Origin of the sequence: Paenibacillus sp. MMO-177, from assembly GCF_037147795.1 — a bacterium.
Classification (GTDB): Bacteria; Bacillota; Bacilli; order Paenibacillales; family Paenibacillaceae; genus Pristimantibacillus.
Genome location: NZ_JBBCUR010000003.1, coordinates 730,562 through 744,056, shown reverse-complemented (window position 1 = coordinate 744,056; position 13,495 = coordinate 730,562). Strand labels below are relative to the sequence as shown.

Genomic DNA, 13,495 nt, shown 5'->3' with positions numbered 1-13,495 from the left:
TTGTGAAAGTCGTAAAAGCAACGAAAGAAGATATAAAGCAGTGGTTGGTATTGGCGGCTGAAGTGGAAGAGCTGTTTGGACCGATGGTTGATGATCCCTTGTTTGTTCAAACGCTTGAACGGAATGTCCGCGAAGGCAGGGCATTTTGCATACGGGAAAATGGCGGTTTGCCTGGGGAGCAGCTGCTTGGAGGTATCCTCATCTCAACGAAAAATGCTCCCTCCTATAAAATCGGCTGGCTGGCTGTATCTGAACAAGGAAGAAACAAGGGGGCGGGTTCCGCGCTTATGAAGCATGTCCTTGAAATTTTTCAATCCCCGGCAGAGGTGTTGGTTGTTACGTTTGGCGAAGATGTGGAGGGCGGACTTCCGGCAAGAAGGCTGTACGAAAAGTTTGGGTTTATGCCTCAAGAGGAGCCTGTTTCGAATGGACCGGAAGGCGGCAGCAGACAGCTGTTTAAGCTGATCATGGAATAAGAATTCAGGAGGTAGATCATGCGTTTTAAAGCGGTACTCTTCGATCTGGACGGAACATTGCTCGACCGGGATGCCTCTTTGGCCTTATTTATTGATGATCAATATGAACGTTACTCGGCGTTTCATAAAGTGCCGAAGAATGTTTTTGCGAAGCGGTTCATCGAGCTTGATCAGCACGGCTATGTATGGAAGGATAAGGTGTATCAGCAGCTGTTGGCTGAATTCCAGATTCAAGAGTTGCGCTGGGAGGAGCTGCTGGAGGATTATTTGAAGTCGTTTCAAAAGCATTGTGTCGGGTTTCCTCATCTCATTAAGATGCTGTCCACTTTAAAAAGCTGCGGAACTAAGATTGCCTTGATATCAAACGGCTACGGACAGTTTCAATACGATAATTTCAAAGCATTAGATATCGATCCTTATTTCGACGAGGTCCTTATATCGGAATGGGAAGGACTTCGCAAGCCGGAACCGGCTATTTTTGAGCGGGCTCTTCACAAGCTTGGCGTGAAGGCGGAGGATGCGCTTTTTGTTGGCGACCACCCGGACAGTGACATAAGAGGCAGCCGCGCGGTTGGAATGAAAGCTGTCTGGAAGTACAATGCTAGCTTTTCTCCCGATGTTGAGGCAGATGGCGTTATTTATGATTTGGAAGAGCTAATATCCTTTATGAACGGATAACATGCATATATTTGGTAAAAGAAAGCAACGACTTCTGCTCGAAGAGCAGGAATCGTTGCTTTTTCTTTCATTTTGACACCAATCGTAAGATCGTCTACCTGCCCCTACTAGCAGATATTATTTTTGTATCCCTAAATTGAGCGTTTTATCGGTTTGGCTGGAGAAGCAAACACGATAAAGTAAGGATTAAAGAAAGCACTTACATTTTTCGTGAAGCGCTTTCTCCAATAAGAGAGGGGTAGTCGAAACATGAGAGCAAAGAAGAAAGCCGGAATGATGCTGACCGCTGGGATGGCGCTGGCACTAGCCGTAACGGGATGTTCTTCGTCCAACGGCGGCGGTAACACGGATAACAAATCGAATGCCGGAAACGCAGGCGGAAAAAGCGGCAGTCCGGTAGAAATTACGTTCTGGAATATGTTCGGCGGCGGCGAAGGGGATTTCGTCGATCAGATTATTAAAGGATTTAACGATTCGCAGCAAGAGGTGGTTGTGAAGCAGCTTCGTCTGGAATCGAACGAATATTACGCGAAGTTAGGCACGGCGCTTTCCTCTTCTAAGGGTCCGGATGTAGCCGTAGCCCACGTCGACCGGATTTCTCCTTTTGTGAAAGCGAAACAAATTGTACCCGTTGACGAGTTGGCAAGCAAAGTCGGGTTTGACCTCGGACAGATCAGCCAATCGAATATCACAAGCGTTACTTATGACGGCAAGCCTTATGCGGTACCGCTCGACACCCACTTCCACATGCTCTACTACAATAAGGACATTCTCAAAAAGGCGAATCTCTTAAATGAAGATGAGACTCCTAAACTCGATAATGTAAGTCCCGAAGGTTATTTGAATACGTTAGCTCAAATTAAAACAGCCGTTCCGGATGTGCAGGCGATGGCCGTTAACACGCCTTATTTCCAAGAGCCTTTCCTCAATATGTACTATGAAGCCGGTGGCGATATTCTCTCGCCGGATTTGAAGAAAGCGGCTATTAACAATGACAAAGCACTAAGCGTATTGAAATTCTATGATGACATTTATACAAAACAGTATGCGGATATTAACGATAAGAATCCTTGGGATACGTTTAGCAACGGCAAAGCCGCCTTCTGGTTTGGCGGAGTATGGGAAGCGGGAGTACTGCTTGGAGATGCTTCGAAACATATCGGCGCAATGCCATTGCCTGCGATTTTCGGAAGCCAGACGCATTGGGGCAGCTCGCATACGCTTGTAATTCCGTCGTATGTCTCTGCGGAGAAACAAGAAGCTGCTGCCAAGTTTATGAAATACTTCTCCGAAGTGGGCGGTCAGACATGGGGTAATGCGGGTCACGTGCCTGCAAACAGCAAGGTAACGGCAAGCGAAGAATACAATAAGCTGCCCTATCGCCAGTTCTTTATCGAAGCGCAGAAGACCGTCAAATTCGCGCCGCAAACGGATAACTATACGACAATCATTACGACCATTGCCGAATCGCTGCAGAACATCATTTTCCATAACGAGTCGGCTGAAGACGGATTGAAGGATTTGGAGAAGCAGATTAACGAGATTTTGGCTAACTAATATAGTTCTTTAAGGGAAGGCTGGGCAAGGATAGGATTGCTGCCCGGCCTTTCCTAGATAAATGAATGAAGCAGAGAAGCAGGGAGAAACACATATGGATACCAAACCGATTGAACTGCGCAAGAAAAGAGTATCGGGCAACCGGGCAAAAGCCGAGCTAAAAGCGATACTGTATATTTTTCCATTTTTGATCCCGTTCGCCCTATTCTATTTGTGGCCCGTCCTGCGCGGCACCTGGATCAGCCTGCATGTCTGGAATATTCAAGGGATGCAGCGGTACGTGGCACTCGATAATTATAAACGGATTTTTGAAAATAGCGATTTCTACAACTATTTATGGAACTCGTTTTATTTTGTGCTCATCTGTGCTCCGACGGTTCTCATATTGGGGCTGGTTCTGGCGCTCATTATTAATCAACGGATCTGGCTGAGAACCTTAATTCGTTCCGTATATTTTCTTCCTTATGTTTTGTCGGTTTCGGTTATCAGCTTTATTTGGCTGAAGCTGTTTGATCCAAAGAACGGTCCGGTCAACGGCTTATTGGGACTTCTTGGCTTGCCTCAGGACATCAATTGGCTGACGGACCACCGGTTTGTATGGTGGGCGATTACGATTGCGACGGACTGGTGGACGGTTGGATTCGTTATGGTGCTGTTCCTGGCGGGTCTTCAGGAAATTCCCCAGGATCATTATGAAGCAGCTACGATCGACGGGGCTGGAGCATGGAGCAAATTCTGGCATATTACGATACCGGGATTGTCGAGAGTCATGAAGATTCAAATCTTCTACCAGGTCATCAGCTGCTTGAAACTATTCGGTCAAGTTCAGATTATGACCGGCGGCGGTCCGGGAGACTCCACGAACACGATGATCCGTTATATTTACGTGACGGGCTTCAAGAAAGACATGTTTGGCCTCGCCTCCGCGCAGTCCATCGTGTTTTGCGTCATTATGCTGCTCATTGCGGTCATTCAATTTAAACTAACGGATCGAAAGGATTGAGGGGATTAACATGAACAAGTGGGCTCTTAACATCATTGCAACGGTACTGGCGGTTCTTTTCGTGTTCCCGCTCATCTGGATGCTGCTTGTCTCCTTGAAGCCGGACGGTACGAATGTTTATGCCATGTCCGACTGGGTTCATTTCGCGGATTTGACGTTCAGCAATTACAAGAAGGTGATAACCGGCTCCGAGATCCTTAGATGGACCTGGAACAGTACGGTTATCGGCATCATTACAACGCTGTTATCCATATTACTCAGCTCTCTGGCTGCCTATTCTTTCTCCAAAATGCCGTTTAAGAGCAAAGGCTTTTTATTTGTCCTCATTACCTCGGGACTTCTTATTCCGACGGAAGCGATTCTGATTCCGTTATACGAAACGACGCTGCATCTGCATTTGATTGACAATAAGTGGGCCATTATTCTTCCCGGCCTTACGAATCCGATTGGCATTCTTCTTCTCAAGCAATTTATGGACGGCGTTCCGAAGGATTATATCGAAGCCGCTGAAATTGACGGAAGCGGAACCTTCCGGATATGGTGGAACATCTGCCTGCCTCTGACGAAATCGGCAATGGTATCGGTTGGCATATTCTTTCTGATTTTATCCTGGAATAATTTCCTCTGGCCGTATCTAACGATTACCTCGGAAGAAAATATGATACTGTCGGCAGGACTGCCTACGTTTTTATCGAATAATAATATGTCTTTAAATATGATTATGACGGCAAGCGGCATTGCGGCTATTCCGACGATTCTGGTCTTTGCCATTCTACAGCGCCATATTGTGCAAGGGGTGGCGATGTCGGGCGTGAAAGGCTAGTACTTAGGAAGACGTTTGCCAATAAAAACGGCATGTCCGGCAGGAGCAGCGAGGTACAATGAGAAAACAATCCGGCTGGGCAAGGTTTTTGCCCTCGATGAATATATGGAAGAGCAGCATACGCTACAAATGGATGCTGCTCTTATTTCTATTTTCCCTGACGCCGTTAATCGTGATGGGGACGATCTCGTATTCTCTCTCCAAATCTACCATTAACGAGAAGGTAACGGAGTATTCGGAGCAGCTGCTCAAGCAGACGGCGGATAACATCGATACCCGTCTGGGCATCTATAAAGACCTGATGATGCAGGTCGTGAATAACGGCGAGATTATCCGAATGCTGCGGGATCTGGATAAGACAAGCGCGGCAAAGCCTTACGATATCGACAGCTTGTCGCTGACGACAAAGCTTTCCACGATTATTGCGATTAATCAGGACATTCAATCCATATCGTTTATTTCCAAGGATCATTATATAAAAGGAATTTACCGATGGAAGAACCGCACGCCCGAAGAGGTAAGCGGTTTCTTGACTACGCTTGAGGACGGAAGCAATTTCAAATGGTTTCCGACCCGCCTTAACACGTATGTAGACAGCTTGAACACGCAAAACGTCCATGTCTTTTCGCTCTCCAAGCAGATTTACAAAACTTCGGACGACAGCCCGGTAGGAATCATAGCCGTACTGGATATCCGCGGCGAGGTGCTGAAGGAGCTTGGTTCAAGCTCAACCAACAACAACCGGGATATTCAAAGCTTCGTTATCGACGGTCAAGGCCAGATCGTTTCTTACGGCAATAATGACATGATTGGGAAAAATGTAAAAGAAGTGCTCGGGGAACAAGGTTATAATCAAATCGTACATTCCGGCTTTGAGGAATACCGTTTTCCACTTAAGGAGCAGGGGAAGAAGCTGATTGTTAATTACAAAAAGCTTCATACCAATGACTGGATAGTCGTGAACGTTATCTCCGAATCGATTCTGTATCAGGATTCCGACCGTCTGCTGCGGACGATATGGATTATTGCGCTGCTCTGCATCGTGTTCTCCATCATAACGGCCATTTTTCTTGCAAATTCGATCAGTAATCCGATTCTGAAGATGATCCGGCTCATGAGACAGGTCATGTCGGGGGATTTGACGGTCCGGTTCCGGGTCAAGAAACATAGCGACGAGTTTGATATATTGGGCAATAATTTCAATTATATGGTTGCCCGGATTGATGAGCTGCTGAAGACGGTGTACGAGGAGCAAAATCAGAAAAGAACAGCGGAACTAAAAGCTTTGCAAGCGCAGATCAATCCTCATTTCCTGTATAATACACTCGATATTATCAAATGGACGGCCCTTATCCAGAAGGCGAATAATGCCGCGGAGATGGTCAGCCTGCTGTCCCGCCTGCTGCGGATCAGCTTGGATAAAGGGAAAGAGACGGTCACCGTGGAAGAGGAAATCGAGCATGTGCAATGTTATCTGGGGATTCAGAAGTTCCGGTTTAATTATAAAATCAAAACGGAGGTCTATGTAGAAGACGCCGTCCGTCATTTGCAGACCCCTAAACTGATTCTTCAGCCGATTGTCGAAAACGCGATCCTGCATGCTTTTTCCGATTCGGAGCAAGAGGGTCAAATCGATATTTCTTGTACTAGAAGCCCCGACGGAGGTATACGCTTTCAGATTTCCGACAACGGGAAAGGGATGGATCCGGCTTATGCAAGGAGTCTTCTCCGGAATCAGGAGCAGGGCGGCAAGACGGGAGGAATCGGGCTCGCGAATGTGGATGAACGGATCAAGCTCATTAGCGGGAAAACGTATGGTATTGATATTGCAAGCGAGCCGGAAGCGGGAACAACGGTTACGATCAAGCTTCCGTATGTGGAATAGGAGAGATTATGGCAGATGTACCGAGTGATGATTGTCGAGGATGAGTTTATCGTACGCTACGGTATTCGCTCTATGATCGATTGGGAGAAGGTAGGATTGGAAGTAACGGGCGAAGCCGCCAACGGAAAAGAGGCACTGGAGCTTATTCGCCAGGATCCTCCCGATATTCTGATTACGGATATCAAGATGCCGGTAATGGACGGCATTCAGCTTATTGAGGAAGTCCGGAGCAGCGGATTTATGATGAAAGTAATTATTCTAAGCAATCTGGAAGAGTTCCAATATGCCCAAAAAGCCATTCGTTACGGAGTTTCGGAGTATATGATCAAGTCGGATATGATGCCAAGGGACTTCGAAAAAGCATTAATGAAAGTCAAAGCCTCCTTGGATACGGCCGAACCAGATCCCGAAATAAATACAAAAGCGTCGATTGTTGAACCGGCACGAAAGGAAAAGCTGCTGCTTGGGTTAATTGAAGGAAGCCGGCCGGAAGATGGAGAAGCCGAATCGATTCAGGAGGAAGCGGAGCTTAATGGTCTGCATCTGCCTGCCTATCTCCTGTACACGCTTTTTCACACGAGAGACTACGGGTTGTTTGAGAAGCAGCAGGTCATTCATGAAACGTTCGAACAGATCGGAAACGACCGCAGCTTTGTTGTGTTTGCGGATAAACAAGGGGAAATAAACGTTCTGCTCCCGGTTCCGCAGCATGAGGCTGCCGAAGCGGGTGGGATCAAGCAGCTGGCGGAACGGATCATCTCCCATCTATCGCAAGCTTACGGACTGGTATGTACGATTGGGTTAAGCGGAAGAGTAGGCGAGTGGACGGAGCTAAGCAAGGCATACGGCGAGGCTTTGGCAGCGGCCAAGCAAAGCATGTTTGCGGGAATCGGGAAAGCTATCTCTTATTCGGAGCTGACCGGGGCAAAGGAAGCGGACGGCCCGCCAATCAAGGTAAGCCAGTCCCATATTCATACTTTGCTGTATGGATTGCAGTCCAAGGAGCTTCACGATTATGTGAACGGCTTGTTTGATCAGCTGGGCAGGCGGCAGGATCCGGATCTGGTGCAGCTCATCTCCCTTGAATTGATCATGATTCTAACGGCGATATGGCCGGATGTATCCCATGATCAGCAGCATGTGGTCCATCTGAAAAAACAGTATTTCGACCAATTATCGAAGCTGGAGACGATTGAGCAAAGCCGCGACTGGTTCCTCCAAGCCTTCGCAGAGCTTCTTGAACATATGATCCGCATTTATAACAGTGACCGGAACAGTATAATAAAAGCAACGCAATATATTCAGCAGCATTACCAGCAGGAAATTTCCTTGCAGTCCCTCAGTCATTTCGTTCATCTGAGCAAAAATTATTTTGCGAATTTGTTTAAGAAAGAAGTCGGGGAGAGCTTTCTTGAATACGTAACGAGGGTAAGGATTGAGAAAGCAAAGGTATTGCTCGCAGGTGAGATGAAAGCTGCCGACGTTGGGCAGATGGTTGGCATTCAGGACCCGAAATATTTCTCGAAAGTATTCAAGAAGATTACGGGAGCTACCCCTTCGGAATATAGAAGCTTGGTGAAAGAGAATAAAGGGAATAAAGACAGCTCTGAAACAGGGCAATAAATATGTCTGCGGAAGGTGAAAGTGTGGGGAAAAAGCTTTCTGCATGGTTGTTCGTTATGGCGGCATGCATAGGATTGCTAACAGGATGCGACGGTTCGGATAAAGCTGAAGCACCTGTCCGTAAAACGGCCAAAGCTCCGGTCGAAATCTTGTTCTGGAATCCGTTTGGCGGCGGGGAAGGAGACTATGTTGGCCAAATCATTAAAGACTTTAACGAGTCCCAGCAGGGAATCGTCGTCCGGCAGCTTCGTCTGGAGTCCAACGAATATTACGTTCGGCTAAGCACGGCATTATCTTTCGGAAAAGGCCCCGATGTGGCCGTTGCCCATGCGGACCGGGTATCGCCGTTTGTAAAAGCGAAGCAGATTATTCCGCTAGACGGGTTGGCGCAAAATGCCGGATTAGATTTCAGTCATATTGAAGCAACAAACCGAAATAGCGTTATCTATAACGGCCAGACGTATGCGGTTCCGATCGATACGCATTTTCACATGCTGTATTACAACAAGGATTTGCTGGCTAAAGCCGGATTGGACGAGGACGAGGTTGTCTCCAAGCTCCGCCATCTAACGCCGCAGGAGTTTATGGATTTCCTTACTACTCTTCACGACCGTTTGCCCGGTGTACAGCCGATTGCCGTGAATACGCCTTATTTCCAGGAGCCGTTTCTGGATATGTATTACGAAGCCGGAGGCGAGCTGCTCACTCCCGATTTGAAGCATGCGGCGATCAATAACGATAAGGCGCTTGAAGTGCTCCGGTTTTATCAAAAGCTGTTTGCCAGCGGTCTAAGCGACCTTAACGATAAAACGCCGTGGGATACCTTCCATAACGGCCAGTCCGTATTCTGGATGGGAGGAATATGGGAAGCGGGGCATCATCTGAAGGATTCGTCATTCCAGAGCGGGATAACGGAGCTTCCGTCCTTGTTCGGCGGGAATAAACAGTGGGGCAGCTCGCATACCTTGGTTATTCCAACCTATGTGACAAAGGAGAAGCAGCTTGCGGCGATGGCTTTCATCCGTTATTTCTCGGAAGTCGGCAGCTTGACCTGGGGGGAAGCGGGGCATGTACCTGCCAACAGTACGGTGCAAAACGATTCCCGCTATCAGAGCCTTCCGTACCGTAAGCTGTTCCTGGAATCGTCGCATCATGTGAAGCTGGCTCCCAATACGGACAAATATTCCGCTTTGTACACCGTTCTGTCAGAAGAGCTTCAGAATATCATTGCGAACCGTCTGGATCCCGCGAAAGGCCTCGTTGATCTGGAGCAAAAGTTAAACGACCTGTTAGCAAGCTGAGGGAGGGAGATCATCAAATGGAGCAAGACATTAGGATCAATCTGCCCATTGAACCGCATGAGGTCCCAGCATTAAGAGGACTCGTGGGTTGGGAAGGGCGCCACTCTGATTACCCTGCTTGAGATCGTAACCTTAACCTATGACTCCAAACATACATCCTTCTACGCCGAATGCGGTTTCGTTCCGTGTCCCGGAGGTCTTTGGAGGAAATTACACTAAAAAAGGATAGAGATTTCGGACATTTGCCGAATCTCTATCCTTTTTCATTTTCTCTCTCTCCGAGAGAAGGGAGGAATAGAGGAAATGTATCTCCTGAGAAGCGAAGCGTTCGCCTTTGCCAGTCGTGAAATCTCATTGAAAACGAGTTGATTCAAAATTTCACGATGGCAACAGCGGTCGAAGGAGATACATTTCTGCCATTCCCCCCACATCCTCGACATCTATTTATCGATTTCTCCCATTGCATTGTACAAATCATCACTCCCTCCACCAATACAAATGGCGAAATCCTCAATTCCCCCTTCTCAAATCCCCATTTGATTGCATCTTTTGCCCATATCGACTCTCCCTCCGCTCCTTTACTCTGTGGAAGTAGCCATTTCACTACACAATTAAACGGAGGTAGGGTCATGAAAAAATGGGTAGCAGGTTCGCTCAGCATCGCTTTGCTGGGAACAATGCTCGCAGCGTGTTCTTCCAATAATGATAAGAACGGCGGCAGCTCGAACACGGGCGGTAACGGCAGCAGCACGGCGGAACAGCCGGCAGAAGCAACAACGTATCCGATCAAGACGGATAAGACGCTCTCGTATTGGGGCGAAATTAACGGTCAGCTGATCGGCGTGAAGGAATCCCACAAAGATATTCCGTTCTTCCAGGAATGGCAGAAAAAAACCGGCGTACCGCTCGAATTTACGGAGCCGCCAACCGGTCAAGTAAAGGAAGCGTTTAACGTGATGCTCGCATCCGGCAAGCTGCCGGATATGGTGGAGTACAACTTCATCGGCGACTTCCCGGGCGGTCCCGAGAAAGCGATCCAGGACGGTTATATCGTAAAGCTGAATGATCTGATCGATAAATACGCGCCTAACCTGAAGAAGTATCTGCAGGAAAATCCGGACATCGACAAAATGGTGAAGACGGACAGCGGCAGCTATTACGCCTTCCCGTTCATCCGCGGCGACGAATATCTGCGCGTGTTCCAGGGACCGATTATCCGCAAAGACTGGCTGGATGAGCTTGGCCTGCCGGTACCGGAAACGATCGACGACTGGACCGCGGCGCTTACCGCATTTAAAGAAAAGAAAGGCGCGGCGGCACCGCTTACGTTCAACAGTAAGCCACGCTTCTTTAACGACGGCGGCAACGGTGCCTTTATGGGCGCGTTTGGCGTAACGCGCGGCTTCTACCAGGAAGACGGCAAGGTCGTGTTTGGTCCGGAGCAAGAGGGCTACAAGCAATACCTGGAGCTGTTCCGCGACTGGTATTCGAAAGGCCTGATCGACAAGAACATTGCAACGGCGGACACCAAATCGGTTGACGGCAACATTGCGTCCGGCGCAACGGGCGCTTCGATCGGCAATGCCGGCGGCGGTATCGGCAAATGGCAGCCGCTTGTTGCAGCGAAGGATCCAAAAGCCGTTCTGATCGGCGCTCCTTACCCGGTACTGAAGAAAGGCGACACGCCTAAATTCGGCCAGCATAACACGGCTTATGCATCCGAAGGTACGGTAGCGATCACGACGCAAGCGAAAGATCCTGAGCTCGCTGTCAAAATGCTTGATTACGGTTATAGCGAAGAAGGCGGCCTGTTCTTTAACTTCGGTACGGAAGGCGTCAGCTACAACATGAAGGACGGCTACCCGACTTACACCGATCTTCTGTTGAAGAATCCGGACAAGCTGGCTCCGGCGCAAGCGATCTCGCTCTATACGCGCGGCAGCTACAACGGTCCGTTCGTTCAGGACAAACGTTATGCCGAGCAATTCTTTGCTCTTCAGTCGCAGCGCGACGCGGTAACCACATGGCAAAAAACGGACGCGGCGAAATACCAGCTGCCGCCAATCACGCCATCGCCGGAAGAAGCTTCCGAGTATGCGGCAATCATGAACGATATCAACACGCTGGTGGACGAAATGTCCCTGAAGATCATTCTGGGCACGGAGCCGGCAGATGCGTTCGCCAAATACGTGGACAAAATGAAATTGCTCAAGCTGGATCGCGCGATCGAAATTCAGCAAGCGGCGCTTGACCGTTACAACAGCCGTTAATAGATAGCAAGAGAGGAGAGGGCCGTGAGGCCCTTCCTTCTCCTTCAATAAGGAGTGAGGCATGTGGGGAAAAACCGCTTTATCCGCGATTTTAAGCTAAATAAACTGCTCTATCTGATGATGCTTCCCGTCATCGCGTATTACCTTATTTTTCACTATATTCCCATGTACGGGGCGTTAATTGCCTTCAAGGAATACTCTCCGATGAAAGGCATCCTGGGCAGTGACTGGGTGGGTCTCAAGCATTTCCATGATTTCTTCGGCAGCTATTACTTTACACGAATCCTTAAGAATACGCTTGTCATCAGCTTGTATTCGTTAATCTTCGAGTTCCCCGCTCCCATAATATTGGCGCTGCTCATTAACGAAGTTCGCAATAAGACATTCAAACGGGTAGCCCAAACGATTACGTATATGCCTTACTTCATCTCCCTCGTAGTCATTTGCGGGATCATTACGGACTTTACGAACGCTGACGGCATTATCAATAGATTGTTTATGCTGTTTGGCTATGACGGCCAAGCGATGCTGCAGAAGCCGGAGCTGTTCCGTCCGATTTACATTTTGTCGGAAATCTGGCAGCGGATCGGCTGGGAATCGATTATTTATATCGCGGCGCTAATGAGCATCGACCAGGAGCAGTACGAAGCGGCCAGAATAGACGGCGCAAGCCGGATCAAGCAGATCTTCTTTATTACGCTTCCGGGAATCCTGCCGACGATTACGATCATGTTCATCCTGCGGATGGGCAATATGCTGAACGTTGGCTTCGAGAAGATCATTCTGTTGTACAATCCGGTTACCTACAATACGGCGGATGTGATCTCGTCCTTCGTCTACCGGAAAGGTTTATTGGAATTTGGATGGAGCTACAGCTCGGCAGTCGGATTGTTCAACTCCGTCGTTAACCTTGCCTTGCTCGTAACCGCCAATTATATCAGCCGCAAAGTGAATAAAAGCAGTTTATGGTGAGGTGAGAATCCATGCAAATGAAGGCGACTTTATCCGAGAGAGTGTTCGATGTCGTTGTATACGCCGTCCTGATCCTCCTCATCGTGTCGACGTTATATCCGCTGCTGTACGTTTTGTTCGCTTCCTTCAGCGACGCGGGGCAGCTTGTAGCCAATAAAGGCATCTTATGGCATCCATTAGGATTAAGCTTCGATGCGTATACGAGCGTGTTTAAAAATCCGGGCATTACGACCGGTTACAAAAATACGCTGTTTATTCTGGTATGCGGTACGGTTCTCAACCTGATTATGACCGCGCTTGGCGCGTATGTTTTATCCCGCCGGGATGTCCTGTGGAACAATTTGTTCATGGGCATGATTCTGTTAACGATGTTTTTCAGCGGCGGTCTGATTCCGCTCTACCTCGTTGTAAAAGGCGTAGGCCTCTTGAACACGTTATGGGCAACGATTATTCCGTTTGCGATCAGCACGTTTAACCTGATCATTATGCGTACCGCGTTTAAAGGCATTCCGGAAGCGCTTGAGGAATCGGCCAAAATCGACGGGGCTAATCACTTTACGATTTTGTTCCGGATTATCATTCCGCTCTCGATGCCGGTTATCGCGGTTATGATTCTGTATTATGCCGTAGACAAATGGAACGGCTGGTTCTACGCTTCGATCTTTATCCGAAGCCGCGAGCTGTTCCCGCTGCAGCTGGTGCTGCGCGAGATCCTTATTGCGAACTCGACGGACAGCATGGCATCGGGCGCATCGGCAGGAGACCGGTTCCAGATTGGCGAAACGATTAAATACGCGACCATTATGGTGGCCACGGTTCCGATTCTATGCGTCTATCCGTTTGTGCAGCGCTTTTTCGTCAAAGGCGTTATGGTAGGCTCGGTTAAAGGCTGATCTATAGTCCAAGA

General features: G+C 48.5%; 11 protein-coding genes. All 11 read left to right on the top strand.

Going from position 1 to position 13,495, the window contains the following annotated elements; translation table 11 throughout:
* Positions 1 to 2 precede the first annotated feature (2 nt).
* The 11 genes from WFK81_RS14800 (at position 3) to WFK81_RS14750 (ending at position 13,481) form a co-directional block, all read left to right on the top strand.
* Positions 3 to 476, top strand: coding sequence for a GNAT family N-acetyltransferase (locus WFK81_RS14800; RefSeq protein ID WP_336787160.1), 474 nt, complete (start codon positions 3 to 5; stop codon positions 474 to 476).
* Positions 477 to 494: 18 nt separating this feature from the next.
* A complete protein-coding gene (locus WFK81_RS14795) occupies positions 495 to 1,154 on the top strand; it encodes an HAD family hydrolase (protein WP_336787159.1) in 660 nt (219 codons plus the stop codon).
* A 249-nt stretch (positions 1,155 to 1,403) separates the two neighbouring features.
* Positions 1,404 to 2,711, top strand: a complete 1,308-nt coding sequence (locus tag WFK81_RS14790; protein WP_336787158.1) for an ABC transporter substrate-binding protein — start codon at positions 1,404 to 1,406, stop codon at positions 2,709 to 2,711.
* Between the two features lie 94 nt (positions 2,712 to 2,805).
* Positions 2,806 to 3,714: a carbohydrate ABC transporter permease gene (locus WFK81_RS14785; RefSeq protein ID WP_336787157.1), complete on the top strand. Its 909-nt coding sequence runs from the start codon at positions 2,806 to 2,808 to the stop codon at positions 3,712 to 3,714.
* Positions 3,715 to 3,724: 10 nt separating this feature from the next.
* On the top strand, positions 3,725 to 4,537 hold the full coding sequence (locus WFK81_RS14780) for a carbohydrate ABC transporter permease (protein WP_336787156.1): 813 nt from the start codon (positions 3,725 to 3,727) through the stop codon (positions 4,535 to 4,537).
* A gap of 58 nt (positions 4,538 to 4,595) precedes the next feature.
* The gene (locus WFK81_RS14775) at positions 4,596 to 6,422 is read left to right on the top strand and encodes a sensor histidine kinase (protein WP_336787155.1); all 1,827 of its coding nucleotides are present in this window, start codon (positions 4,596 to 4,598) and stop codon (positions 6,420 to 6,422) included.
* A gap of 15 nt (positions 6,423 to 6,437) precedes the next feature.
* Positions 6,438 to 8,045, top strand: a complete 1,608-nt coding sequence (locus tag WFK81_RS14770) for a response regulator (RefSeq protein ID WP_336787154.1) — start codon at positions 6,438 to 6,440, stop codon at positions 8,043 to 8,045.
* A gap of 23 nt (positions 8,046 to 8,068) precedes the next feature.
* Positions 8,069 to 9,346 carry an ABC transporter substrate-binding protein gene (locus tag WFK81_RS14765; protein WP_336787153.1) on the top strand — a complete coding sequence of 426 codons (1,278 nt, stop codon included), beginning with the start codon at positions 8,069 to 8,071 and terminating at the stop codon, positions 9,344 to 9,346.
* 629 nt (positions 9,347 to 9,975) lie between these two features.
* Complete coding sequence (locus WFK81_RS14760) at positions 9,976 to 11,616, top strand: extracellular solute-binding protein (RefSeq protein WP_336787152.1); 1,641 nt, start codon at positions 9,976 to 9,978, stop codon at positions 11,614 to 11,616.
* A gap of 117 nt (positions 11,617 to 11,733) precedes the next feature.
* Entirely contained in the window at positions 11,734 to 12,588 is an 855-nt protein-coding gene (locus tag WFK81_RS14755; RefSeq protein ID WP_336787329.1) for an ABC transporter permease, read from the top strand.
* An 11-nt stretch (positions 12,589 to 12,599) separates the two neighbouring features.
* Positions 12,600 to 13,481, top strand: a complete 882-nt coding sequence (locus tag WFK81_RS14750) for a carbohydrate ABC transporter permease (protein ID WP_336787151.1) — start codon at positions 12,600 to 12,602, stop codon at positions 13,479 to 13,481.
* Positions 13,482 to 13,495 lie beyond the last annotated feature (14 nt).